A 26187-nucleotide genomic window follows, 5' to 3' on the forward strand; every position below is an offset into this window, starting at 1 on the left:
AATTATACCTGTTTGTCACTAAATTTCTATTGGAATCCCTATTACAAGCGGTCAGTTCCTACGCATTTTTTACCCATTTGCAAAAAACTACTCGGATCTGACCGCTTGTATTTCACCAATGTCTGAAATTTCGCTATAATCCTCTCGTTTTGCTTAAATTATTTCAAACAAAAGGAACAAATTTATGGGATTTTTAGCTGGTAAACGCATTTTAATTACAGGTTTAGCAAGCAACCGTTCGATTGCTTACGGTATCGCAGCCGCAATGAAACGTGAAGGGGCTGAACTTGCCTTCACTTATTTAAACGACAAATTAAAAGGTCGTGTAGAAGAATTTGCCAAAGAATTTGGCTCTGACATCGTATTACCAATGGACGTTTCAACAGACGAAAGCATTACCGAATGTTTTGCAGAACTTGGCAAACATTGGGAAAAATTTGACGGTTTCGTGCATTCAATCGGCTTCGCTCCAGCGGATCAATTAGAAGGCGATTATGTAAATGCCGCAACGCGTGAAGGTTTCCGCATCGCTCACGATATCAGTGCATACAGCTTCGTGGCAATGGCTCAAGCCGCTCGTCCGATGCTTAATCCAAAATCAGCACTTTTAACCCTAACCTACTTGGGTGCAGAGCGTGCGATTCCAAACTACAATGTGATGTGTTTGGCAAAAGCCTCTCTTGAAGCAAGCACACGTGTGATGGCAGCAGATTTAGGTAAAGAAGACATTCGTGTCAATGCAATTTCCGCAGGTCCAATCCGTACCCTTGCGGCATCAGGCATCAAAGACTTCAAAAAAATGTTGTCTAACTTTGAGAAAACGGCTCCGCTTCGCCGTACCGTCACGATTGAAGATGTGGGTAACTCAGCCGCGTTCTTATGTTCAGACCTTGCCGGCGGTATCACGGGCGAAGTGGTTCACGTGGATGCGGGTTTCAGCATTGTCGCAATGGGTGATATTAGCGAATAATTTTAGCATGTATCATTTATTTGTAGGGGCGGACATACAGGTCCGCCCTTACTATTTCTATCTACAAGCGGTTAAATTCCGCAAACTTTTTACAATTTTGGTTAAAGCAAATGTTTCAAAATAATCCCCTGTTAGCCCAGCTCAAACAACAAATCGAAGCCAGCAAAGAGTATGTTGAAGGATCAGTAAAAAGCTCAGATAAAAGCTACGGCTTTTTAGAGTGCGAAAAAGAGAGCTTTTTTATTCCTCCGCAAGAGATGAAAAAAGTAATGCATGGCGACAAAGTGCGTGCGGTGGTAAAACGTGAAGGCGACAAAGCCCAAGTAGAAATCGACTCGCTACTTGAACCGATGCTCGAACGTTTTATCGCTCAAGTCAAATTCAACAAAGACGGAAAATTGCAACTTGCCGTTGATCACCCAAGCATCAAAAATCTTATTCCAGCTAACACCCAGAAAAAAGTGACTGAACAACTTGCTGAAAATGATTGGGTGGTCGCACAACTGAAAACGCACCCGCTGCGTGATGATCGCTTTTTCTTCGCTCAAGTTACGCAATTTATTTGCAAAGCGGACGATAATTTCGCCCCTTGGTGGGTGACTCTTGCCCGCCATGAACAGCCTCGTGAGCCTGTGAAAAGTGAACCTTCTTATGAATTAAGAGATGAGTTAGATCGCCAAGATCTCACCTCGCTCTACTTCACCACTATCGACTCCCCAAGCACGCAGGATATGGACGATGCGTTATTTATCGAACCGATCAGCGAAAATGGTACGCAAACGGGCTGGCGTTTGGTGGTGGCGATTGCCGATCCCACCGCTTATATCCCTGAAACGTCTAATATCGAAAAAGCCGCTCGCCAACGCTGTTTCACTAACTATTTACCTGGCTTCAACATTCCAATGTTGCCGCGTGAATTATCTGATGAACGCTGTTCACTGGTACCCAACGAAAAACGCCCTGCATTAGTTGCTTATATCGAGACGGATTTAGCTGGCAATATGTTAAACGAAGCAAAATTTATCTCCGCATGGGTTGAGTCTAAAGCAAAATTGGCTTATCACAAGGTGTCTGACTATTTAGAACAGACGGAAAATGCGTGGCAGCCTGAAAATCCTGAAGTGAAACAGCAAATTGACTGGCTACACCAATTCACCTTGGCTCGTATTGAATGGCGAAACAAAAATGCGTTGTTGTTCAAAGAGCAAGGCGATTACACGTTCGAGCTAAACGAAGACGGTTCTGTGCGAGACATTCATATCGAATACCGCCGCATTGCGAACCAAATGATTGAAGAATCGATGATTTTAGCCAATATCTGTGCCGCACAATATTTGCAAAATCATGCCAAAACAGGTGTATTCAACACCCATTCAGGCTTTGATGCGAAAAATCTGGAAGCGGCAAAAACGTTCTTATTAGATACTTTGGCAACCGATGAAAATCGTGCAGAATTAGCCGAACGCTATTCGGCTGAACGCCTTGCTACCCTTGAAGGTTACTGTGAGATGCGTCGAGATATTGAGCAATTCGGCGAAAACTTCCTTGAAATGCGATTACGCCGCTATCTCACTTTTGCTGAATTTAAAGCCGAATGTGCCCCGCATTTAGGCTTGGGCATTAGTCATTATGCGACTTGGACATCACCCATTCGTAAATATGGCGATATGGTAAACCACCGTTTGATTAAGCAGACCTTGCTCAACCAACCAACTTGCACTGTTGATGAAAGCATTTTGGCTCGATTGCAAGAAGCCCGCAAACAGAACCGCTTGGTTGAACGCGATATTGCTGACTGGCTTTACGCCCGCTATTTAGCCCCAATGGTGGAAAAGAATGTCGAATTTGACGGCGAGATCCACGATGTTTCTCGTGGTGGCTTGCGAGTGAAAGTGCTTGAAAATGGTGCCTCAATTTTCGTGCCATTCTCAACGATTCACCCGAACAAAGACGAAATGCAATACAACCCAGAGCAAATTGCCTTGTTTATCAACGGTGAAAAAGCCTACCAAATCGGGCAAGCGGTGCGAGTGAAACTCAAAGAGGTAAGCGTTGCAACACGCAGTGTAGTAGGTGAACTGATCAGCTAAACAACTGACAAGCGGTCAGTTCCGTCTGATATTTTGCAAATGTGCAAGAAAATCTTCGGATCTGACCGCTTGTCGTTTAATTGATGTAAAAAACAACAGTTAACATGACAAAGTGAACTCTTTTGTGATCTTGCTCTCTAAAATACGCTTTATTTTTATAAGGAGAGCAACATGAAACGATCAACTTTTCTAACTGCAACAACACTTGGGCTCGCCGCATTAACCGCAAATGCAACCATGCAAAACAGCACTAATCAAGACGTCACCAAAGTGATTTATGCATGTGAAAACAACCAAACCTTAGAGGTGGTGTATGTGAATGGCGTAAAAAATACCTATGCCATTATTAGCCAAGTGGATGAAATGATTCCAATGGAATTGGTGAAAACGGCATCTAGCGAACACTATAAAGCAATTAACCCGAACTATACCTACGAACTCTCTACAAAAGGTAACCAAGCTAGTTTATTTGGTGATGGCAAAGCCATCATTTCAAACTGTGTAAACCACTAGAAATCACGTATAATGAGGCACTTCAACTGAAGTGCTTTTTTATTGAGAACAAATGAAAGATACCATTTTTGCCGCCCCTATTGAAAAACTGGGCGATTTTACCTTTGATGAAGCTGTTGCTGAAGTCTTCCCGGATATGATCCAACGCTCAGTGCCAGGCTATTCAAATATCATTACTGCCATCGGAATGCTGGCCAACCGTTTTGTCACTGATAATTCCAATGTGTACGATCTCGGCTGTTCACGTGGAGCAGGCATTTTGTCCATTCGCCGCAATATTGCCGATAAACAGGCAACCATCATTGGCGTAGACAACTCCGAACCGATGGTCGAACGTTGTCGTCACCATCTCAACGCTTATCATTCAGATATTCCTGTCGATATTTTATGCGATGACATTCGCCATATTGAGATCAAAAACGCCTCGATGGTGGTACTCAATTTTACCTTGCAATTTTTACCGCCGGAAGACCGCTTGCAACTGCTAGAAAAAATCTATCAAGGCTTGAATCCAAATGGCGTACTCGTGCTGTCGGAAAAATTCCGCTTTGAAGATGAAATGATGAATGAGCTGTTGATTGATCTACACCACACCTTCAAACGAGCCAACGGCTACAGTGAACTGGAAGTCAGCCAAAAACGCACCGCATTGGAAAATGTAATGCGAACCGACAGCATCGACACTCATCGTAAACGTCTAAAACAAGCCGGTTTTGAGAAAGTCGAACTCTGGTTCCAATGCTTTAATTTCGGCTCAATAGTTGCAGTGAAATGACAAGCGGCCAGTTCCGCGAGATTTTTTGCAAATTTTTCTCGTCAACTGACCGCTTGCAGACTCAAATTTATGCTACCATTGCGTTCAATTTCATTTTTCAATCACGATTATGGCAACTCAATCAAAATACCAAGACAAACAATTAGAAGCACTGCTTAACGATTTAATCGTTACTCTCGAAAAACATAAAGCACCTGTGGATTTATCACTGATGGCTCTCGGAAATATGGTTACAAATATTTTGAGTACCAATGTCAAAAATCCAATTCAACAACAAGCCCTCGCTGAAGCATTTTGTACAGCATTAAAAGATTCATTAAATGTGAAATAGTATGAGTTGGTTGCAACGCTTTTTACCAGAAAACTCTCGCCAATATCGAGAAGAAACCTCACAACGCATTGCCTGGGGACATTGGTTTACGTTGTTCAATATTATTATTGCGTTGCTCATCGCTTCTCGTTACGCCTTTAATGCAGACTGGCCTAACACCTTAGCAGGGAAACTTTACTTTTTTGTCAGTCTATTTGGGCATTTTAGCTTTGTTGTTTTTGCACTGTTTTTATTAGTGCTATTTCCCCTTAGTTTCATCATTAAAAATAATCGCACTTTTCGTGGTATTTCGGTCATTCTTTCCACTATTGGCATGACTGTTTTACTCGTTGATACCGAAGTGTTTAAACGCTTTTATTTGCATCTTTCGCCACTGGTTTGGGATTTATTAGTCAATCCAGATGAAGGCGAGCTTTCCCGCCAATGGCAACTCTTATTTGTGCCAATGCCGATTATTTTATTAGTAGAAATGCTCTACTCTCGCTGGTGTTGGAACAAACTGCGTAGTTTCAACCGACAAAAATGGGGCAAATATGTCGCTCTGTTTTTCCTAAGCTGTTTCATTGCGACCCATTTACTCTATGCTTGGGCAGATATGGCAATTTACCGCCCAGTGACCGCACAAAAGGCAAATTACCCACTTTCTTACCCGATGACCGCTCGCAGTTTCTTGGAAAAACACGGCTTAATCAACCGTGCTGATTTAGAACAAGTAATCGAAACCAGCGGTCGATTTGACACATTTTTCCTTAATTATCCTAAAGCTTCACTAAAATTTGAAAAAGCACCTAATAAAGCGAATCTATTCGTCATCAATATTTCAGGGCTTACCAATGATATGATTACCGAAAATGAGATGCCAAATTTACATCAAGTGAGCCTGCTATCTCGCCGCTTTATGCAACATTACTCAGGTGGTGCAACGCCGTCAGCAGGTATTGCCAGTTTATTTTATGGATTAAGTGGACGTTATGTTGATGCTATTTTGAACGAAAAAAAACCTTCAGTACTTATTTCTCGTTTACAAAACTTAGACTATCAATTTGGGCTTTTTTCGCATAATGGTTTTGCAGAGCCGATTTATCAGCAAGCCTTATTTGCTAATATAAAATTGCCTAAAGCTGAAACCAATGAACAGGCCATTTCCCAATGGCAACAATGGCTAATAAAACGTGAGGCCCAACCTTTTTTCAGCTATTTAGACTTGCAAAAAACTGACGAAAACCAACCGCTTGATCAGCTCTTTGGGCAGGTATGGCAGTTGCTTGAAACGGAAGGTTTAACAAAAAGCACGATCATCATTATTACGTCAAATATCGGACAAGCGGTCAGTTCCGACAATTTTTTTGCAAAAGCAAAAATCAATGTGCCAATGTTACTTTACTGGCAACAAGACCAAGGACGTTACGCTGGGCTTTCTAGCCATTTAGATATTACACCAACGCTACTCAGTCAGTTCTTTGGGCTAACAACACCGTTTGACCAATACTCTCAAGGTATTGATTTAACTAAAGAAAATAGTCGGAAATGGCTGTTGTCCTCTAATTATCGTTGGAATGTAGCCATTCTGCCAAATGGAGAGCAGTATCATATTGATACCCGAGGTGACTTTGTCCATTACAATGCAAATGGAGACAAACAATCCCATTCACGCCCACCGCTTGCACTATTCTTACAGCTTATTCAGCATAGTAACCAATTCATTGAATCTAACCGTTAAATTTACTCAAAAAAAAGCCCCTAACACTAGGGGCTACTCGGAAAGCAAATTTATGAAATTGGTTGCTGGACACAACACTTATCGTTTTATGTTGGATAGCATACGTCAATTTTTTCAATTTTTCAAATTCTATTTCAAGAAATTACAAATTTCTTTAAATTTTGTGATCTGTTTCATATTTTGGGCTACAAACGACGTGCTTGCCAAAATGTTTTGCTCCAGTATGGTGAATTCATATCTGAATAAATTACTCCGCCTTTTGTTGAGGCATGAAGAAATTGTCCGTTCTTAACATAAACGCCAACATGTTTACCGTTAGGTCCACGTCCTGTTTTAAAAAACACTAAATCTCCTGTTTGTAATTCAGACTTAGCTACTTTCGTTCCTTTCTGAGCTTGTTCTGATGTCGTTCTAGGCAGCTGAATACCAAATAAATCACGAAAGGTAATTTGCATAAAGGCTGAACAATCTACTCCACTACGACTGGTTCCCCCTAAACGGTAACGGGTCCCCTTCCAATCATGCTGATGTTCACTCAAACTACTGATCGCAAAAATAGGATCAGAAATACTACCTTGAACCTGTTTGCGATAAATTTTTGCTGATCCACCCGCTGATTCCGAGCTACCACATGCTGTTAAGACAAAAACAGCAGAAAACAATACTGCGAGCAAGCCAGCTTTCTTGCTTATCATAATAAATCCTCTAAAAAGACATTTTGAACTCAAAATGTCTTTCTTTTTTAAAATGTAATTAGGCTTTTACCTTTGAGTTTTCTACACGCTCACGAAATTTCTGACCGGGTTTAAAGGTCACAACTCGACGAGCTGCAATAGCGACATCTTCCCCTGTTTTAGGGTTACGACCTGGGCGAGCTTTTTTATCTCGTACTGAGAAATTACCAAAGCCTGATAATTTCACATCTTCACCTTTTTCCAGGGTCGCACGAATTTCTTCAAAAAACATCTCAACAAATTGCTTTGCCATACGTTTATCAAAACCACATCGTTCAACTAGGTTTTCTGCAATTTCAATTTTGGTAAGTGCCATAATTTTTCCTTACTAATCTCTCAGATAAGCATTAAAACGTTGTGCGAGTCCACTTAATACCGCTTGGATTACCGCATTGATTTCGTCTTCTTCAAGGGTCTTTTCGGTGTCTTGAACGGTTAAGCTGATCGCTAAACTTTTCTTGCCTTCCGCTAAATTTGCCCCTTGGTAAACGTCGAATAAATTCACGCCAACCAATTTTTCACCACCTGCCTTACGACACTCTGCCAATACTTCACCTGCGGCAACATGAGTATCAACCACGACTGCAATATCACGTTTATTGGCAGGGAATCGAGAAATCTCTTTCGCACTTGGAATTGGGCGTTCTGCAATTGCATCGGCTAATAATTCAAACACCACTGGCTTGCCTGAAATACCAAGTTTTTGCACAATTTTAGGGTGAACCGTACCGATAAAACCAATCTCTTTACCGTCTAACATAATCGCAGCTGATTGTCCTGGGTGGAGTGCGGGGAACTGCTTCGCGACAAATTGCAAATCATTACGGGCGTGAGTAAGTGAAATCACTCGCTCCAAATCACCTTTCAAGTCGAAGAAATCAGCGGCTTCTGCCTTTTGCTCCCAATGTGCTGGGCGTTTATCGCCAACAATCGCTGCACCAAACACTTGTTCTTGACGGATACCATTTTCGGCTGTCGCATCAGGGATAAAACGCAAGCCTGTTTCAAAGATACGAACTCGATTTTGCTGGCGGTTTTGGTTGTAAGCAATAGTTTCGAGCAAGCCAGTCAAAAGTGACACACGCATTGCTGACATTTCACTTGAAATTGGGTTTGGTAAAATCAATGCTTCTTGATCGGGATGCAACAACTGCTGAATTTTCGGATCAACGAAGCTATAAGTGATCACCTCTTGGTAATCACTATCGACAACTGCCGTACGCACGCGTTGAGCATCTAAAATTCGCTCTGGCACGCCACGCATTTGCAAATGGGCGAGTGGTGCATTGTTTGGAATACTATTGTAACCGTAAATACGAGCGACTTCTTCGATCAAATCTTCTTCGATTTCAATATCAAAACGCCAGCTTGGCGACTGTACTGTCCATACATCATTGGCGTATTCCGCTTGCAACCCAAGGCGATTTAAAATATCCGTCACGGTTTCTGTTGGAATTTGATGACCGAGTAGATTATCTAATTTACCACGGCGAAGTTCAACACGGTTAGATTTTGGTAAATACTCTGGGCTAACCGCCTCCACGATTTCACCCGCTTCGCCACCACAGATTTCAAGCAATAATGCGGTAGCACGTTCCATCGCTTTGCGAGCAAGTTCAAAATCGACACCACGTTCAAAGCGGTGAGATGCATCAGTGTGTAAGCCGTATTGGCGAGCACGCCCTGTAATTGCGAGTGGCGCAAAAAATGCGGCTTCTAAAATCACATCTTTCGTTTCACTGCTCACACCACTTGCTTGGCCACCGAAGATCCCCGCCATTGCAAGCGGTCCGTTTTGGTCCGCAATTAGCAATGTATTTGGCTGAAGTTTCGCGGTGGTGCCATCTAATAACACCAGCTCTTCACCCTCATTTGCCATACGCACTTGTACAGGTTGAGCTACTTTCGCCATATCAAAGGCATGCATTGGTTGACCGAGCTCAAGCAAGCTCAAGTTGGTAATATCTACAATTGGATCGATGGAACGAATACCACAGCGGCGAAGTTTTTCTTGCAGCCATAATGGCGACACCACATTGACGTTCACGCCTTTCACCACACGTAATAAATAACGTGGGCAAGCTTCTGGGGCTTGTAAATCGATTGTGACTTTATCGGCAATAGTCGCTTTGACTGGCTCAATAGTCGGTTCGCTCACGGCTAATTGATTAATCACGCCGACTTCACGAGCAATTCCTGCAATGCTTAAGCAGTCCGCACGGTTTGGAGTTAAGCTGATTTCAATGGTGCTGTCGTCTAATTTAAGATAATCACGCAGATCAGTGCCGATCGGAGCTTCTAATGGCAATTCAATGATGCCATCTTGTTCAGCTTTGATGCCTAATTCAGCAAACGAACAAAGCATCCCTTCTGATGGCTGACCACGCAATTTGGTTTTCTTGATTTTGAAATCACCTGGTAATAACGCCCCTTCAGTCGCACACGCCACTTTTAAGCCTTGACGGCAGTTTGGGGCACCACATACGATGTCTAATAAACGATCACCACCGATATTCACTTTGGTTACACGCAATTTATCCGCATCAGGATGTTGGGCACATTCGACCACTTCGCCCACAACCACACCTGAAAATTCGCCCGCAACTGCTTCTACACCATCGACTTCTAAACCTAACATCGTAATTTGGTCGCAAAGCTGCTCTGTACTAATTGCAGGATTCACCCATTCACGCAACCACTGTTCATTAAATTTCATCTATATTCTCACTTCTTATTTTAATACTTTGAATTCTAAGCCTTTAAAAACAATATCATTAAATTGCACATCTAATTTATATGTACCGATTGGATCATTTTTTGTGAAAGTCCAACATTGAGAAACGATATCATCGACTATTTGTTCTTTGGTCATATTAAATGAAATTAAATAGTTCTTTTGATTATCTTCCGCTTGTACATTTGCACCTTCAAAATGAATTTTCATCGGCTTAGGAGCTTGAAAATATTCAGCAAAAAGATTTTGTTCTTGAATAGGCACATTAGCGACAAAAACACAAACTTGGCGAGATTTATGACGAGAAAGACGATTTCCATCCATTAATTTCGGCTCTTTTCCAGAAGTATCAAACACTCGAATCATTGCAAACGGTTGTTTGTCTTGTACATGACTTTCAGTAGGCGTATCCACTTTTGTGTCTGCAAATGCAGTTGCTGAAAGCAGGGCTAATGTAGTTGCTAATAGTTTTTTCATCTCATCAACTCCTATTTAAATTGTTTTAAAAAGCGTAGATCATTTTCAAAAAACGCACGCAAATCTGTGACGTTATAGCGGAGCATCGTTAAACGCTCAACCCCCATCCCCACGGCAAAACCTGAGTATTCGTTCGGATCGATACCAACTTGGCGTAAGACATTTGGATGCACCATACCGCAGCCTAACACCTCTAACCATTTCCCATTTTTACCCATTACATCCACTTCTGCTGATGGCTCAGTGAACGGGAAATAAGACGGGCGGAAACGCACTTGTAGATCTTCTTCAAAGAATGCTCGTAGAAAATCATGGAGCAAGCCTTTTAACTCCGTGAAATTCGCTTTTTTATCGACATAAAGTAATTCGATTTGGTGGAACATTGGGGTGTGGGTTTGATCGTAGTCGTTACGATATACACGACCTGGAGCCATGATGCGAATTGGCGGCTGCATTTTTTCCATGGTACGGATTTGTACGCCAGAAGTTTGAGTACGCAGTAAACGCTCGGCATCAAACCAGAAAGTATCATGGTCAGCACGGGCTGGGTGGTGAGCAGGAATGTTTAAGGCATCGAAGTTGTAGTAGTCGGTTTCGATTTCCGGGCCTTTTTCCACGCTGAAACCAAGTTCGGAGAAGAATTTCACCACGCGTTCAATCGTGATAGAAACAGGATGCAAACCACCTAATTCGGTTTTACGCCCTGGTAAACTCACATCAATGCTTTCACTAGCTAATTTGGCATTTAGTTCATCGGCCTCCAACTGCTCTTTTTTCGTATTTAACGCATCCTGAGCCGTTTGTTTTGCTTCATTAATTTTTGCCCCAACGGCTGGGCGTTCATCTGCCGGCACGTCACGCAATCCTTGCATTAAAGTAGTGAAGTGTCCTTTTTTCCCAAAATATTCAACACGTAGTGCTTCAAGGCTCGCGACGTCATTGGCATTTGCAATCGCATTCAAGGCTTGAGCCACAATATTTTCTAGGTTTTGCATTCCTATCCTCTAAATTTTGTAATCAAAAATGGTGAAATAGTAATACTTCTAAGCAGCCTTGTAAATTGAAATATAGTTTAACTTGTTGATTTGTAACTATTAGATTGATAGGCCCGAATTACTGAAGAGCATGCTGATTTGCAAAAAATTCTGAGAATCTGACCGCTTGTTAGTAAAAAATTACATTTTAATTCGTGATCTTGCTGACGACATCAAGTAAAATTGCTGTCGCTTTGCCTTAAGACAAAGCCAATTTAAATCAATCACATTGGAGATCAACCTATGGCAATGAATAATATTTTAGGATTATTCGCCCATTCGCCTCTCAAGCCATTACAAAAACATTCTAAGAAAGTCACAGAATGTTGCGGTTTGTTAGTTCCTTTTTTTGAAGCGACATTTGAAGGTCGTTGGGACGATGCAGAAAATATTCGTCGTCAAATTATTGATTTAGAACGCAGAGCAGACACGCTCAAACGTGAAATTCGCCTCAAACTACCTCGTGGGCTCTTTATGCCTGTTGAGCGTACTGACTTACTAGAACTTGTCACCCAATTAGATAAATTAGCTAACTTCGCTAAAGATATTTCTGGCAGAGTAATTGGTCGTCAATTACTGATTCCAACCGAAATGCAACCTTCTTTTGTGCATTTTCTCTCCCGTAGCCTTGATGCTACAACGCAAGCAGATAAAGTCATCAATGAAATGGATCAACTTCTTGAAACAGGCTTCCGCGGTCGTGAGCTTAACTTCGTGAATAATATGATTTTAGAGCTTGATACTATTGAAGATGATACGGATCAATTACAAATTGTATTACGTAAAGCATTACTACAAATTGAAAACGCCTATAATCCAATTGATATTATGTTTTTATATAAAATCATTGAATGGATTGGGGTTCTTGCCGATCAAGCACAACGAGTTGGCTCACGTATTGAGTTGATGTTAGCACGTTCATAAGAGGTATAAAATTTATGGAACTGATACATCACTACGGCTTCATCATTGTGCTGATTACTGCGGTTTTCGGCTTTATTATGGCATTTGGTATTGGTGCAAATGATGTTGCCAATGCAATGGGCACATCTGTCGGTTCAGGCACAATTACAGCAAAACAAGCCGTCTATATCGCTCTAATTTTTGAATTTGCGGGAGCTTACCTTGCGGGTGGCGAAGTTGCAGAGACAATCAAAAGCGGAGTCATCGCATCCGATGCGTTTGTCGGCCAACCTGATGTTCTGATACTAGGAATGATGGCATCACTATTCGCGGCAGGTGTGTGGCTATTAATCGCTTCCCAGAAAGGGTGGCCAGTATCAACAACGCATACGATTATTGGTGCGATTGTCGGTTTTGCTTGTATTACTATTGGTATAGAGGCCGTACAATGGTCTAAATTTGGCGGTATTGTTGGTAGTTGGTTTATCACACCAGTTATTGCGGGAATTGTGGCATTTGCTATCTTCATTTCTACGCAAAAACTTATTTTTGATACTGAACACCCCCTTGCCAATGCTCAAAAGTATGCTCCTTATTATGCAGGTTTAACCGTCTTTATTATCTGTGTTGTCACATTAGATAAAGGGTTAAAGCACGTTGGATTAAATCTTAGTGGGTTGCAAACAGTGGGGCTAGGTCTTCTACTTGCCATTATTGCAACTTGTGCTAGCTTCTTTTATTTACGCAGTAAAACCTTTGTCTCACGTTTACAAAACGGTGGCTTCAGTGGCGTAGAAAAAGTATTTAGTATGTTGATGTTAATCACGGCTTGTGCAATGGCATTTGCCCATGGCTCAAATGATGTAGCAAATGCGATTGGTCCATTGGCAGCGGTGGTTTCTATCGTGGATCATGGCGGTGTTATCGAAGGTAAAACCGTTATGGCACCGTGGGTACTTCCACTTGGTGCAATTGGGATTGCTGCGGGTTTAGCCGTAATGGGTCATAAAGTCATGAGTACTATTGGTACTGGTATTACTGATCTCACCCCAAGCCGTGGCTTCGCTGCACAATTCTCTTGTGCAATTACCGTTGTACTTGCCTCAGGAACAGGTTTACCAATCTCAACGACACAAACCCTAGTGGGTGCGGTTCTCGGTGTAGGCTTTGCTCGCGGTATCGCAGCACTGAATCTTGGTGTGATACGAAACATCGTTGCCTCATGGGTTATTACTCTTCCAGCAGGAGCAATACTTTCTATTATTATTTACTACATTTTAAGTGCGATTTTCCGTTAATAAATGGAACCTCCCACTTTTATCGGAATCAGAAAGTGCATTTATGGCACTTTCTGATTATGTAATTTAAGGATTTACTATGCAAAAAACTGTTGCAACTCTACTCGGCTCATTCTTTCTCGCCACTTCTCTCCCCATTTTTGCTCAAACCCAATACGTTACCGAAAATCTTAACACCTACCTACGCAAAGGAGCAGGCGATAATTTCAAAATTTCCGGCACGATTCAAGCAGGTGAAAAGGTAACTGTGCTCGAGCGTAGAGAACGCTATTCTTTGATACGAGATGCCAAAAATCGTGAAGCATGGATTCTCAATAGTGAACTAACCACAACACCAAGCTCCAAAGAACTTACCCCACAATTACAACAACAAGTGCAAGAGCTCACATTAAAACTAAATAAAATTGATGGCGATTGGCAGCAACGCACTACAGAAATGCAACGTCGCACACAACAAGCTGATCAGCAAAGCAGTGAATTATTAGAACAAAACGCACAATTAAAACGTGAATTGGAAATTTTAAAGAATAAAAACCGTGATCTGGAAGCCATTCAAGATGCTGAGTCTCGTGAAATTATGATTCAATATTTTATCTATGGTGGCACTGTACTTGGTGCTGGTTTATTACTTGGACTGTTACTCCCACTTCTTATGCCACGCCGCAAACGCAATAACGGTTGGTAATCAAACGACAAGCGGTCAGTTCCGTTACATTTTTTGCAAATGATGAAGGACGCCTAAGCGTCCTTCCGTTTTTTAAAAATAAGTTGCATCTTTTCGTTTTCACCGCCCTGCTCAACCAATACCCCCATCGTATGGCCTAACAATATAAAATCATTCAATGTTGCCGTTTCATTCAGCAACACTTTCAATAGCTCGCCTTGTTTGAGTTGCTGCAACGCTTTTTTGGTCATTAACAACGGCAAGGGGCAGCGGTAAGCGGTCAGGTCGAGTTGGTAGTCCATTAAACTTTACGACGATCCGCCATAATTTTACCGATAGATTGCAGTTCGCTCTCGGCAAGATGCTCACGCCCCAGCTCAAACAACGGCTCTTCAATGGCAATATGCGAATCGTAGCCCGAAACGAACCGCTTGATCAGCTCTCGATCAACATTCTCCCGCTCGCCATTAAGTAACGCCACCAGTTGCGTGGAAAGTTCGTCCCAGTTTTTATGCAATGCAACGTGCTGCTGTTCAAGTAAATCGACATCGGCTTGGGCGGTTGGTACTTGTTTAATCAACGCAGGGAAGAAATCTTTTTCTTCATCGTCGTGGTGCAACGGGGCAGATTGGTTGAAGTAGTTTAAAATCTGCTTCACATCATTTTTCACCGCTTCGTTGCAGCCGTTTTGCTCGATATAATCTGGCAGAATTTGCAACTGACGGCAGAAATTTTTCACTTTGCCATGGCAGGCGTAAAGCATTTCAATCGGTTCGTCCCAAGTGACGAACTGCTGTGGTGATAAATTAAGCATTTTCGTTGTTTCCTAATTGTAGTGGCGGGATTTCCTTGCCGATTTTTTGGTAGAACGCCACCACAAATTCATCAAAGCGGTCCTCTTCAATCGCTTGGCGAATTTGTGCCATCAAGCGTTGATAATAACGCAAATTGTGAATGGTGTTCAGCCTTGCTCCTAAAATTTCATTACATTTATCTAAATGATACAAATACGCTTTGGTGTAGTTTTTGCAGGTGTAGCAATCGCACTCGGCATCAAGCGGGCTAGTGTCGTTGCGATATTTCGCATTACGAATTTTCACCACGCCATTGCTCACGAATAAATGGCCGTTACGGGCATTGCGAGTAGGCATTACGCAGTCGAACATATCAATCCCACGGCGAACACCTTCGACCAAATCCTCTGGCTTGCCTACGCCCATTAAGTAGCGAGGTTTGTCAGCAGGAATTTGCGGGCAAACGTACTCTAAAATGCGGTGCATATCTTCTTTCGGCTCACCGACCGCCAAACCACCAACCGCATAGCCGTCAAAGCCGATTTCGACTAATTTTTCTACCGAAATTTTGCGTAATTCTTCATACACACCGCCCTGAATAATACCGAATAAGGCATTTGGGTTTTCCAGCTCATCAAAACGATCGCGGCTACGTTTCGCCCAGCGGAGCGACATTTCCATGGATTGTTTGGCATAGTCAAAGGTGGCGGGATATGGCGTACATTCATCGAAAATCATCACAATGTCGGAGCCGAGATCGTATTGAATTTCCATTGATTTTTCAGGTGATAAGAAGATTTTTTCACCACTGATTGGGTTTTGGAAGGTGACCCCTTCTTCTTTGATTTTGCGTAATTTACCCAAGCTGAACACTTGGAAGCCACCTGAATCGGTGAGAATTGGGCCATGCCACTGCATAAAATCGTGCAAATCACCGTGCAACTTCATAATCTCTTGCCCTGGACGCAGCCATAAATGAAAGGTATTGCCGAGCAAAATTTGTGCCCCTGTTGCCGCCACTTCTTCGGGCGTCATCCCCTTCACGGTACCGTAAGTGCCTACAGGCATAAAAGCGGGGGTTTCAACGTGAAACTCGCCTTTTGGACGAGAAAAGGTTAAACGCCCACGACGAGCGTTGCCACTGGTTTTGTGTAGTTCGTATTTCATTCGTTCTCCTGCGGAAAAACAGTCCACATTATTCATTTTGCCACTTAACTAGCAGTTAATCCACTGTTATATGACAAATATGTAAGCGTGATATAAGTATCAATTAGAAAGCACTAAACTTTATCTATAAACCAATCATAAAAGCTTAACACCCTATAATTACCAAACACTTCTTTATACTTTACTTACAATAGATTACTTATTATTAGATAGGTTAGCGTGTATAATTAAAAAGCTAAGTCATCTTCTTACCAGAAACTAAAATATGACTTAGCGTACTTTATTTTTCAATACTCAAATTTAATTGACACAAGAATTCTTGGGAGAATTATTTATGAATAAGATATACAAAGTTATCTGGAGCCAAGTAGCTAATGCATTTATTGCTGTTTCTGAGTTAGCTAGTGCTAGAGGAAAAACTAAGTCTGTCAGCAATAGTGATGGTGTAAGCCCTTCGGACAATACACAAACATTTAAATTAACCAAACTTGCTCTTCTATCTTCCATAGTATTTGCACTCCCAAGCTATGTCACTGCGACGGAAGTAAATGCTGACACATTAAATGTAACTGGAACAGCTACCTTTAATGGAAATGCAACATTTAATAATGGAATAACCACCAACACTCTAACTGTTGGGGGAAAAAATGTTGCTACAGAAGAGCAAATTACTAATTTAACGAATCAGTTAAACAGTAAAGCTAACAATACAGAGTTAAATACATTGAAAACAACTGTAGAGGGTAAAGCTAATCAAACTGATTTAACAGCATTACAAGGCACAGTCGCAACTAAAGCAAGTCAAGCGGATTTAACAACCTTGCAAGCCACTGTTGCAACCAAAGCCAACCAAACAGATGTAACTGCTTTGCAAAACAACAAAGCAGATAAATCCGCATTAACCACCCTATCTAATACGGTTACTAATAATCAAAATCAATTTAATGCACTAAATACATTATTCAACACATTAGAATTAACATCAACCTATTCAGGAATCAAATATTTTCGTGCAAATTCAACTGGACCAGATGCAACTGCAACAGGAACAAATGCTCTTGCAGCAGGCTCAAGTTCTAAAGCTACTGGCAATAATGCTGTGGCTGTTGGTCACAATGCAGAAGCTAAAGATAAAGAGACTGTGGCTGTTGGCCATAACACTACTGCCAAAGCAGACATGTCTATTACAATTGGTTCAGGTTCATATACTGAAGATACGGCTAAAAAAGGAGTTGCCATTGGTAATAAATCACGAGTAGGCTCAAAAAAGGACGGGGATGTTACTTATGATGGTGGCTCAACCTATGTAATTGGTGATGGTGAAAGTTCCGTTGCTGTGGGTGACAATGCTATAGCTCGTGGTAATCGTAATATCGCTATTGGTAAAGATTCTGTAACTGCAAATAAAGACGCTGATACTGCTTTTGCAGAAGACAGCATTGCTATAGGTACAGCCGCAAAAACAATTGCAAGTAGTAAAGCTATTGCATTAGGTAATGAAGCGAAAGTCGAGAAAAAAGCCGACTTTGCTCTAGCAATTGGTAATCAAGCCACCTCGTCTGCTCAAAAAGCAGTTGCTATTGGTCCAAATTCTCAAGCAATAGGCGATTCAGCTATTGCCGTAGGTTCTACTGCTAGAGCATCAACAAGAGCTGTTGCAATTGGTGAAAATACTAATGCAGCATCTTCAAGCAGTGTTGCTATTGGTCAACTCGCTCAAGCGTTACCAGAAAAAACCATTTCTATTGGTTTAAATGCTGGTAAAGGTCAAGCTTCCGATGCAACAGGAACCAAAAATTCCCATATCAATATTGGTGAAGAAGCTGGTGAAAATGTAGACGGTCAAGGAAATATCGGTATTGGTGCAGGAGCAGGCTCCAATGTTATCGGCAAAGTAAATATTGCATTAGGTCAGCACGCTGGTAAATTTATTGTTAACTCTCCAGAAACACTAGGCGAAAATATTGCGATTGGTAATAATGCAAATACCTATACCAGTGCAACAGCAATCCAACGTGCGACAGCTGTTGGTTCACAAACTAAAGCAGGTCAAGATTCTACAGCTCTAGGTTACAATGCTAATGCATCTTCAAAACAATCTGTTGCTATTGGTTTCAACGCTAGTATCAAGGGCGAAAGCGGTGTTGCAATTGGTTTTAGTGCAAGCTCAGATGCAAATAATGTTGCTTTAGGTAGTAGCTCAGTAGCTAAAGAAAAAAGTGCAACAAGCTACCTCACAGCTAAACCATCAAGTTCAGTAGTCTCTGTTGGTAATCAAAATTTAGATACTCCCCTTCTTCGTCGAATCGTAAATGTTGCGGATGGTGCAGACGATCAAGATGTAGTAACCGTTGCACAATTAAAACGAGCCTCATCTGATGTCACTAACAATTTAAATCAACTTATCAATAATCTACCACAAAACCAAAATAATGGTATCAATTATGATGTGGTTCCACCTCCAGCAGATAGTGGAGCTACTGCAGGTATTACATTAAAGCAAAATACTCGTATCTCCAATGTTGCTGATGCTAAGACAGAAAAAGATGCTGTTAATTACGGTCAAATGCTAGCATATGTAAATAGCACTACAACACATTATTTTAGTGTGAATGATGGTGGTATTACGAGAGGTAATAAAGATAATTCAAAAGCAACTGGTGAATTATCAATGGCAATTGGTCAATCTGTAGCAGCAATTGCTGAACGTAGTATTGCAATTGGTAACAACGCAAATGCACACGGAGTAGGTTCTATTGCTATTGGCACTAAATATATCGGCTCCGCTGAGTTAGATGATGGTGTTGCAGATAGAAGTAGTGAAACTAATGCTGCAATTGCAAATAACAAATATCAATATGGTCTAGCTATTGGTGCAGGAGCAAATACTGAAGGACACAATTCAATTGCAATTGGTAGTTTAGCAGCCACATCAAATAAAGACATTACCAAAGGTAATGTTGATCGTGCAATTGCACTTGGTTATTTTGCTCGCTCATCTGCTGAAAAAGCAAATGCTATTGGTGATAGAGCAATTGCTAACTCACTAAAAGGTAATGCATTTGGTAGTGAAGCATTCTCTGGCGCTGAATCAGCTAATGCCATTGGTACTCTTGCTAACGCAACAGGAACTAATTCTATTGCCTTCGGTACCCATACAAAAGTTACAGGAACCAACTCTGGTAGCATCGGGTATGCTGGCGTATTAGGTGATACAAATGCAACTGTAGTTAGTGGCTCTGGTACTTATTCTCTCGGTAATACTAACGACGATATTTCTGCTAATGAAAGTGGTGTATTTGGTAATAACAACGTATTAAAAGCAAAAGAAAATGTTCGTATTGTAGGTAATCAAAATATCATCGGAAATGTAACCACTACCACACCAAGCGGAGCTGCTCCTGTTAATGAACTTAAAAACATTCAAGTATCTGGTTATGAAAATACTATCAGCAGTGGCAATAAACTTGCTAATGATTTAAGTGGTTTATTTGTTTATGGACACCACAATACAGTTGCGAATATTGATGATCCTGATTCGCAAGAGGAAGTTAAAATTATAGATTCTACAGTTATCGGTGCGAACAATACCTTAAACGCAAAAGGTAACAGTTTCTTTGTACTTGGTAATAATGTCACAACAACACAGGATAATTCCGTTTATTTAGGTGATGGAGCCTCCGCCCATGTAGCTAAGTCAGCTTCATCATCCGGAATGGAAACCTATACAACAAGAACGGATAATCATTCTGGACATACATTTGCAGGAGGCAAACCTGTAGGTGTTGTTACCGTTGGTGCCACTGGGACAGAGCGTAGAATTCAAAATGTTGCGGCTGGATTGGTTGATGCTGAAAGTACTGATGCTATCAATGGTAGCCAACTTTACGCTTTAACTCGTCCATTACGTTTTGGAGGAGATAACTCCACCATCAGCAATCAGGATAGCGGTATTCCAGCTGGAGATCAGAATGTTATCGCCCGAAGCTCTAACCAAGCAATGGATATTAAAGGTGGAGAAAATAATGATGCAAATCTTACTACTCTAAATGATAAAAATATTGGTGTTATTGTTCGTGACACTAACTCAATGGAAGTTAAGTTAGCTAAAAACCTAAAAGGATTAGAAAGTGCTAATTTTGGTACAGGCAATGATTTAACGACTATTAATAAAGACGGCATTACCATTAAAAACCCTAACAAGTCAGATGTTAGTTTAACTGATAATGGACTTAATAATGGTGGTAACAAAGTTACTAATGTGGCTAATGGTGATGTCAATTCAACCTCTACTGATGCCATAAATGGTAGCCAATTACACGAGGTAAAAACTGTTGTAGAAAGTAAGTTAAGTTCATTTACTGTAGGTGCAGATAAAGATGCAACAGCTACAGGTATTGTTATTGATAAAGACAATGCACGTTTTGATATTGTTGGTAAGGATAATGGAAAAGTAACCACTGTAGTAGAAGGCAATAAAGTCACGGTTGATTTAACTCAAGAGGCAAAAGATAGTTTAGCGAAAGCAGATTCTGCACTACAAAATGTGGTATCTAATGACCCTAACTTAACCGCAACCAAAAATGGTGGCACCATTACATTAGACTTCTCTGATACACCAACCTTTAAAGGTGTAACAGCAGGCACTGGCGTAAACCAAGTTGTATTGGATGACAACGGTGTTAACGTTGGTGGAAAAACGTATATCTCTAATGCTGGTTTAAATGCGAATAATGAAGTAATCACTAACGTTGCTTCTAATTTACCAGTTATAAATGATAATACTGCAGCAGCTAATCAGCCACATAATGGCACAAAGACACAAACAAAACCAAACAATGTTGTTATAACTAATGCAGCAACCGTTGGTGATGTACTAAATGCAGGCTTTAATTTACAAACAAATGGTACAGCAACAGACTTTGTTAAACCTTACGATACAGTGAATTTTGCTGATGGCACTGGTACAACAGTAACAAGTGAAACAGATGGTAATAAGACAACTTTCAAGGTGAATGTTGATGCTCAGAAATTGGCAGAAACAGCACAATTGCCTGTGGTTTACACTAAAGCAGATGGTACTAAAGTCTATAAACACGCTGATGGCAATTTCTACACAGATCCAACGGATAAAACAAACAAAGTCGAACTTGCAGATATTATTGCCTCTATGCAAGGTGCTGATAGTTCAACAACTAACCCAACTACATTAGCAAATGTCCAAGCAGGTAAAAAAGATACTGACGCAGTAAATGTAAGCCAACTGAAAGGTGCGGTTGATGCGTTAGGTGGTGGTGCTGCGGTTAACCCAGACGGCACAATTAAAGCACCAACTTATAACATCACTAACCCTGCAAATGATTCAGTGAAACAAGCAAATAATGTAGGCGATGCATTAAATAGCTTAAATGATGCAGTAAATAGCCCATTATCTTTTGGTGGTGATACTGGTGCTGATGTAACCCGTAAACTTGGTCAAAAAGTAAGTGTGGTTGGTGGTGTTACAGATGAAACAAAATTATCAAGCGGTAACATAGGTGTTGTTGCAAATGGCAACGATAAACTAGAGGTTAAACTTGCTAAAAATTTAACAGGGCTTTCTAGTGCAGAATTCCAAGATGCCGCAGGTAACACAACAACCGTAAATGGTAATGGTGTAACGATTACGCCTGCTAATCAAGCAGATCCAACCAAAACAGTATCTTTAACCAAAGATGGCTTAAATAACGGCGGTAATCAAATTACTAACGTTGCAACTGGTGCAAACACCTTTAATGCACCAGTTGTTGACGGTGAGAAAATTAAACTCGCTAACGACGGTAAATGGTACAAAGAAAGTGATGTTGGAGCTAACGGTAAACCAACAGATACCGCAACCGCTATTGACCCAGCGAAAGCAGCAGAAGCACTTAAGGCAACACCTAATGGTGGTTTAGTTGATTTTGCAAACTCTAATCCAAATAACGCGGCAACAGTAGGCGACTTACAAAATCTTGGCTTTAACATTGGTACATCAGAAAATGGTTATACCGACCAAGTTCGTAACAATGCCAAAGTAGACTTTGTAGGCGATAAGAAATTTATCACTGTAGAAGGTTCAACTAATAAAGAGACTGGTACACGTGAAGTCAAGATTTCCTTGAAAGAAGGCGATATCATCAATAAAGACGAAGGCACAGCCACGATTGATGGACAACCGACAGAAGTCGTGAAAGCGGCTGATGGTAAGTACTATAAGAAATCAGATATCGATCCTACAACAGGTCTTCCATTTGTTGATCCAAAGTCAAATCAACCAAGAGCGGATATCACACCACTAACCGATGATCAAGTTGCAACCATTAAAAACAATGGTAATGGTTTAGTGACGGGTCACAAAGTGGCAGAAGCGTTGCAAAAATCAGGTTGGACAGTAGGTAAAGCAGAGGCTGAAGAAGCATTTGAAGTCACTTATACTAATGCAGATGAAAAAGTGAACCCGAATGATAATGTTCGCTTTGCAGATGGTAAAAACACAGTAGCGTCTTTAGGTACTGTGAAGAAATTAGATGCGGATGGCAAAGTTGTTACTACGACTGTTGTGAAAGTGGATGTCGATTTACCAGTTGATTTCAAATATACCGATGCGACAGGCAAAGAGTATGTGAAAGCAAACGATGGTAAGTTCTATGCGAAAAATGAAGTAGGTGTTGATGGCTTCCCAAGCATCAGTGCTCAACCACTCACAGATGACCAAGTTTCTGAGTTGAAGAAAGGTGCTCAGCTTACTGATGGGGTAAATGCAAATGGTCAACCAAACAATGGTTATACTGCACAAGATCCAATTCAAGTAGCAGTAGAAAAAGCAGCCAAAGATGCTGTTGCGAAAACATTGCAAGACAACCCACAAGCTACTCCAGAGCAAATTGCAGCTGCAGTAAAAACAGCAACGGATAGAGCGCGTGTTGATGCGATTAAAGCAAATCCTGAAGCGAAAGATACGGTGACTGCAGGTACAGGTGGTGTGAACTTGGATAATGTTGCATGGGCAGAAAAACCTGACCAAGCGGTGAACAAAGACCAGTTAGATCAAACTGTCAACAAATCAGGCTTCTTTGTAGAGCAAAACGGTGAGTCAACTATCGCAGGTAAACCAACTGAGAAAGTCACACCAAACGACACGGTAAACTTTGCAAATGGTGCGAATACCCTTGTGACAGCAGAAACCAAGCGTGATGAAGCAACGGGTGCTGATAAGACAACAGTTACAGTCAATGTAAACGGCTTACCACTTACTTACACGACCAAAGATGCAACAGGCAAAGATGTACCTGTGGCGAAAGTGGGTGACAAGTTCTACCAAGTGGGAGCAGATGGCAAACCAGATATGACCAAACCAGCGGATGTGAATTCATTAAGCACTAACTTAGTGAATCCAGCTGCACCGAATGGTGAGATTGGTAAACCATCACAATTAGGTAATGTTGCAAATGGTGCAAACACCTTTGATGCACCAGTTGTTGACGGTGAGAAAATTAAACTCGCTAACGACGGTAAATGGTACAAAGAAAGTGATGTTGGAGCTAACGGTAAACCAACAGATACCGCAACCGCTATTGACCCAGCGAAAGCAGCAGAAGCACTTAAGGCAACACCTAATGGTGGTTTAGTAGATTTCGAGAAATCTAACCCGAACAATGCGGCGACAGTTGGTGATTTACAAAATCTTGGTTTTAACATTGGTGCATCAGAAAATGGTTATACCGACCAAGTTCGTAACAATGCCAAAGTAGACTTTGTTGGCGATAAGAAATTTATCAATGTAGAAGGTGCAACTAAAGCGGATGGCACACGTGAAATCAAGATTTCCTTGAAAGAAGGTGACGTTATCAAGCCAAACGAAGGCATTGCAACCATTGATGGTCAAAAAACGGAAGTAGTGAAAACCCCAGATGGTAACTACTACAAAAAATCAGACATTGACCCAACAACAGGTGAGCCAAAAGCGGGGGCAACACCATTAACACAAGCACAGAAAGACACTGTGGTAAACAATGGTGATGGCTTAGTGACTGGTCACAAAGTCGCAGAAGCGTTGCAAAAATCAGGCTGGACAGTCGGTAAAGCGGATGCAGCAGAAGCGGCAAACGTGGACTATAACAACAAGTCTGAAAAAGTGAACCCTGATGATAAAGTTAGTTTTGCTGACGGTAAAAATACTCAAGTATCATTGGGTACAGTGAAGCAAGAAGACAAAGACGGTAAAGTAGTAACGACGACGACTGTAAAAGTGGATGTGGATTTACCAATTGACTTCAAATACACCGACGCAACGGGCAAAGAGTTTGTGAAAGCAAACGACGGCAAGATCTATGCTAAAGATCAAGTTGGAGCAGATGGCAAACCAAACGGTAATGCAACACCATTAGCAGATGCTGAAGTTGCAAAACTGAACAAAGGTGCGCAGCTCACTAACGGTCTTGGTAAAGAAACGCCGAAGTATGAAGTGAAAGACCCAATTGCAGCTGCAGCTGAAAAAGCGGTCGCAGACACTTTGGCTGCTAACCCACAAGCAACGCCAGCGGACATCTTAAAAGCAGTAGATGCAGCGAAAGCAGCCGCAATCAAAGCAAATCCAAATGCTAAAGATGAAATCACCAAAGGTACAGGTGGTGTGAACTTGGATAATGTTGCCTGGGCAGAAAAACCTGACCAAGCGGTGAACAAAGATCAATTAGATCAAACAGTTAACAAATCAGGCTTCTTTGTACAACAAAATGGTGAGTCCACCAACGGTAAGGGTAAACCGACTGAAAAAGTGACCCCGAACGATGTGGTTGATTTCACCAATGGTGCAAATACGGTTGTAACAGCAGAAACAACACGTGATGAAAAAACAGGTGTGGATACAACCAAAGTTTCTGTACACGTAAATGGTTTACCACTTACCTACACAACTAAAGATGCAAGTGGTAAAGATGTGCCTGTAGCGAAAGTGGGAGACAAGTTCTACCAAGTGGGTGCAGATGGCAAACCAGATATGACTAAACCTGCGGATGTGAATGCATTAAGCACTAACTTAGTGAACCCAGCTGCACCGAATGGTGAAATTGGTGCACCATCACAATTAGGTAATGTTGCAAATGGTGCAAACACCTTTGTTGCGCCGCAAGTAGATGGCAAAGACATCAAACTTGCTAACGATGGTAAATGGTATGCAGCAGATCAAGTTGATCCAAACGGTTCTGCAAAAGCGAATGCAAAAGCCATTGATGCAGCAAAAGCGAAAGATGCTTTAGGTACAGCAGGTAACGGTGGTTTAGCGGATTTTGCAAACTCTAACCCGAACAATGTGGCGACCGTGGGTGATTTACAAAACTTAGGCTTTGTGATTGGCACAGCAGATGACAAATACAAAGATCAAGTGCGTAATAACAGCCGTGTTGAATTTGCAAGTGGCAACAAAAATGCAACGGTCACAGGTTCAACGCTGGCTGATGGCACACGTCAAGTGAAAGTAACCATTTCGGACAACCCAGTATTTAACACCATTCAAGTTGGTGGGGATAAAGGGCCGAAAGTAGGTTCAACTTCAACGGGTGACTTAAAAGTGAGTAAGGCAGATGGTTCTGCTGCACGCATTACTAACGTTGCTCCTGGTGTTGATAACAATGATGCAGTAAATGTTGGACAATTAAAAGGTGCAGTAAATAACATCAATAACCACGTGAATAAAATCAACAAAGATCTTCGTGCTGGTATTGCTGGTGCAACTGCAATCTCCTTCTTACAACGTCCAAATGAAGCTGGCAAGAGCATCATTTCCGTCGGTATGGGTTCATACAAAGCTGAATCAGCCGTTGCGGTAGGATACTCAAGAAACTCTGATAACAACAAAATCTCAATCAAAGTCGGAGCGGGCTTGAACTCTCGCGGTGATGTCAACTTTGGTGGTAGTGTTGGTTATCAATGGTAATCTGATAGCCTGTTATCTAACTAAATTT

At 41.4% G+C, this 26187-nt stretch carries 18 protein-coding genes; 10 read left to right on the forward strand and 8 right to left on the reverse strand.

The genetic code is table 11. The features are described from left to right. Nucleotides 1-184: 184 nt before the first annotated feature. The 6 genes from A4G17_RS07815 (at nucleotide 185) to A4G17_RS07840 (ending at nucleotide 6399) form a co-directional block, all read left to right on the forward strand. Nucleotides 185-970, forward strand: a complete 786-nt coding sequence (locus A4G17_RS07815; protein ID WP_123956130.1) for an SDR family oxidoreductase — start codon at nucleotides 185-187, stop codon at nucleotides 968-970. A gap of 110 nt (nucleotides 971-1080) precedes the next feature. Continuing rightward, nucleotides 1081-3060, forward strand: a complete 1980-nt coding sequence (locus tag A4G17_RS07820; RefSeq protein WP_123956129.1) for an exoribonuclease II — start codon at nucleotides 1081-1083, stop codon at nucleotides 3058-3060. Nucleotides 3061-3231: 171 nt separating this feature from the next. Next, a complete protein-coding gene (locus tag A4G17_RS07825) occupies nucleotides 3232-3573 on the forward strand; it encodes a c-type lysozyme inhibitor (protein WP_123956128.1) in 342 nt (113 codons plus the stop codon). Between the two features lie 52 nt (nucleotides 3574-3625). Further along, on the forward strand, nucleotides 3626-4348 hold the full coding sequence (cmoA, locus tag A4G17_RS07830; RefSeq protein WP_123956127.1) for a carboxy-S-adenosyl-L-methionine synthase CmoA: 723 nt from the start codon (nucleotides 3626-3628) through the stop codon (nucleotides 4346-4348). 109 nt (nucleotides 4349-4457) lie between these two features. Further along, nucleotides 4458-4679 carry a YejL family protein gene (locus tag A4G17_RS07835; RefSeq protein ID WP_123956126.1) on the forward strand — a complete coding sequence of 74 codons (222 nt, stop codon included), beginning with the start codon at nucleotides 4458-4460 and terminating at the stop codon, nucleotides 4677-4679. Between the two features lies 1 nt (nucleotide 4680). Then, entirely contained in the window at nucleotides 4681-6399 is a 1719-nt protein-coding gene (locus A4G17_RS07840; protein ID WP_123956125.1) for a DUF3413 domain-containing protein, read from the forward strand. Nucleotides 6400-6584: 185 nt separating this feature from the next. Here A4G17_RS07840 and A4G17_RS07845 read toward each other — a convergent pair whose 3' ends face one another. From A4G17_RS07845 to pheS, 5 genes are read right to left on the reverse strand one after another with little or no spacing between them, the layout of a single operon-like run. Next, nucleotides 6585-7094, reverse strand: a complete 510-nt coding sequence (locus A4G17_RS07845) for an NlpC/P60 family protein (RefSeq protein ID WP_123956124.1) — start codon at nucleotides 7092-7094, stop codon at nucleotides 6585-6587. 58 nt (nucleotides 7095-7152) lie between these two features. Continuing rightward, a complete protein-coding gene (locus tag A4G17_RS07850) occupies nucleotides 7153-7449 on the reverse strand; it encodes an integration host factor subunit alpha (RefSeq protein ID WP_123956123.1) in 297 nt (98 codons plus the stop codon). A gap of 12 nt (nucleotides 7450-7461) precedes the next feature. Then, nucleotides 7462-9849 carry a phenylalanine--tRNA ligase subunit beta gene (pheT, locus tag A4G17_RS07855; RefSeq protein WP_123956122.1) on the reverse strand — a complete coding sequence of 796 codons (2388 nt, stop codon included), beginning with the start codon at nucleotides 9847-9849 and terminating at the stop codon, nucleotides 7462-7464. Between the two features lie 15 nt (nucleotides 9850-9864). Beyond that, on the reverse strand, nucleotides 9865-10344 hold the full coding sequence (locus A4G17_RS07860) for a hypothetical protein (RefSeq protein WP_123956121.1): 480 nt from the start codon (nucleotides 10342-10344) through the stop codon (nucleotides 9865-9867). Between the two features lie 11 nt (nucleotides 10345-10355). Beyond that, a complete protein-coding gene (gene pheS / locus A4G17_RS07865) occupies nucleotides 10356-11339 on the reverse strand; it encodes a phenylalanine--tRNA ligase subunit alpha (RefSeq protein WP_123956120.1) in 984 nt (327 codons plus the stop codon). Nucleotides 11340-11621: 282 nt separating this feature from the next. Here pheS and A4G17_RS07870 point away from each other — a divergent pair, with 282 nt between their 5' ends. From A4G17_RS07870 to A4G17_RS07880, 3 genes are all read left to right on the forward strand, one after another. Next, on the forward strand, nucleotides 11622-12302 hold the full coding sequence (locus tag A4G17_RS07870; protein ID WP_123956119.1) for a TIGR00153 family protein: 681 nt from the start codon (nucleotides 11622-11624) through the stop codon (nucleotides 12300-12302). Between the two features lie 14 nt (nucleotides 12303-12316). Continuing rightward, nucleotides 12317-13579, forward strand: a complete 1263-nt coding sequence (locus tag A4G17_RS07875) for an inorganic phosphate transporter (RefSeq protein WP_123956118.1) — start codon at nucleotides 12317-12319, stop codon at nucleotides 13577-13579. Between the two features lie 79 nt (nucleotides 13580-13658). Further along, nucleotides 13659-14264, forward strand: a complete 606-nt coding sequence (locus A4G17_RS07880) for a TIGR04211 family SH3 domain-containing protein (protein ID WP_123956117.1) — start codon at nucleotides 13659-13661, stop codon at nucleotides 14262-14264. Nucleotides 14265-14317: 53 nt separating this feature from the next. Here A4G17_RS07880 and A4G17_RS07885 read toward each other — a convergent pair whose 3' ends face one another. From A4G17_RS07885 to tgt, 3 genes are read right to left on the reverse strand one after another with little or no spacing between them, the layout of a single operon-like run. Next, nucleotides 14318-14545, reverse strand: coding sequence for a sulfurtransferase TusA family protein (locus A4G17_RS07885; RefSeq protein WP_123956116.1), 228 nt, complete (start codon nucleotides 14543-14545; stop codon nucleotides 14318-14320). Next, nucleotides 14545-15057, reverse strand: coding sequence for a hemerythrin domain-containing protein (locus tag A4G17_RS07890; protein ID WP_123956115.1), 513 nt, complete (start codon nucleotides 15055-15057; stop codon nucleotides 14545-14547). The genes A4G17_RS07885 and A4G17_RS07890 overlap by 1 nt, the downstream gene beginning before the upstream one ends. Further along, nucleotides 15050-16204, reverse strand: coding sequence for a tRNA guanosine(34) transglycosylase Tgt (gene tgt, locus A4G17_RS07895; protein WP_123956114.1), 1155 nt, complete (start codon nucleotides 16202-16204; stop codon nucleotides 15050-15052). Before tgt ends, A4G17_RS07890 begins: the two co-directional genes overlap by 8 nt. Nucleotides 16205-16538: 334 nt before the next feature. On the opposite strand from tgt, the gene A4G17_RS07900 reads away from it, so the two are divergent. Next, nucleotides 16539-26159: a YadA-like family protein gene (locus A4G17_RS07900; protein ID WP_123956113.1), complete on the forward strand. Its 9621-nt coding sequence runs from the start codon at nucleotides 16539-16541 to the stop codon at nucleotides 26157-26159. Nucleotides 26160-26187 lie beyond the last annotated feature (28 nt).

Source organism: Frederiksenia canicola, from assembly GCF_011455495.1.
GTDB classification, from domain to species: domain Bacteria; phylum Pseudomonadota; class Gammaproteobacteria; order Enterobacterales; family Pasteurellaceae; genus Frederiksenia; species Frederiksenia canicola.

What these genes read in the sequence shown, in the direction of transcription:
- A4G17_RS07835 (WP_123956126.1), top strand. Translation starts at nt 4,458, where the DNA reads ATGGCAACTCAATCAAAATACCAAGACAAACAATTAGAAGCACTGCTT.
- A4G17_RS07845 (WP_123956124.1), bottom strand. Translation starts at nt 7,094, where the DNA reads ATGATAAGCAAGAAAGCTGGCTTGCTCGCAGTATTGTTTTCTGCTGTT.
- A4G17_RS07900 (WP_123956113.1), top strand. Translation starts at nt 16,539, where the DNA reads ATGAATAAGATATACAAAGTTATCTGGAGCCAAGTAGCTAATGCATTT.
- A4G17_RS07890 (WP_123956115.1), bottom strand. Translation starts at nt 15,057, where the DNA reads ATGCTTAATTTATCACCACAGCAGTTCGTCACTTGGGACGAACCGATT.
- pheT (WP_123956122.1), bottom strand. Translation starts at nt 9,849, where the DNA reads ATGAAATTTAATGAACAGTGGTTGCGTGAATGGGTGAATCCTGCAATT.
- A4G17_RS07850 (WP_123956123.1), bottom strand. Translation starts at nt 7,449, where the DNA reads ATGGCACTTACCAAAATTGAAATTGCAGAAAACCTAGTTGAACGATGT.
- tgt (WP_123956114.1), bottom strand. Translation starts at nt 16,204, where the DNA reads ATGAAATACGAACTACACAAAACCAGTGGCAACGCTCGTCGTGGGCGT.
- A4G17_RS07880 (WP_123956117.1), top strand. Translation starts at nt 13,659, where the DNA reads ATGCAAAAAACTGTTGCAACTCTACTCGGCTCATTCTTTCTCGCCACT.
- A4G17_RS07885 (WP_123956116.1), bottom strand. Translation starts at nt 14,545, where the DNA reads ATGGACTACCAACTCGACCTGACCGCTTACCGCTGCCCCTTGCCGTTG.
- A4G17_RS07825 (WP_123956128.1), top strand. Translation starts at nt 3,232, where the DNA reads ATGAAACGATCAACTTTTCTAACTGCAACAACACTTGGGCTCGCCGCA.
- A4G17_RS07875 (WP_123956118.1), top strand. Translation starts at nt 12,317, where the DNA reads ATGGAACTGATACATCACTACGGCTTCATCATTGTGCTGATTACTGCG.
- cmoA (WP_123956127.1), top strand. Translation starts at nt 3,626, where the DNA reads ATGAAAGATACCATTTTTGCCGCCCCTATTGAAAAACTGGGCGATTTT.
- A4G17_RS07820 (WP_123956129.1), top strand. Translation starts at nt 1,081, where the DNA reads ATGTTTCAAAATAATCCCCTGTTAGCCCAGCTCAAACAACAAATCGAA.
- A4G17_RS07860 (WP_123956121.1), bottom strand. Translation starts at nt 10,344, where the DNA reads ATGAAAAAACTATTAGCAACTACATTAGCCCTGCTTTCAGCAACTGCA.
- A4G17_RS07840 (WP_123956125.1), top strand. Translation starts at nt 4,681, where the DNA reads ATGAGTTGGTTGCAACGCTTTTTACCAGAAAACTCTCGCCAATATCGA.
- A4G17_RS07870 (WP_123956119.1), top strand. Translation starts at nt 11,622, where the DNA reads ATGGCAATGAATAATATTTTAGGATTATTCGCCCATTCGCCTCTCAAG.
- A4G17_RS07815 (WP_123956130.1), top strand. Translation starts at nt 185, where the DNA reads ATGGGATTTTTAGCTGGTAAACGCATTTTAATTACAGGTTTAGCAAGC.
- pheS (WP_123956120.1), bottom strand. Translation starts at nt 11,339, where the DNA reads ATGCAAAACCTAGAAAATATTGTGGCTCAAGCCTTGAATGCGATTGCA.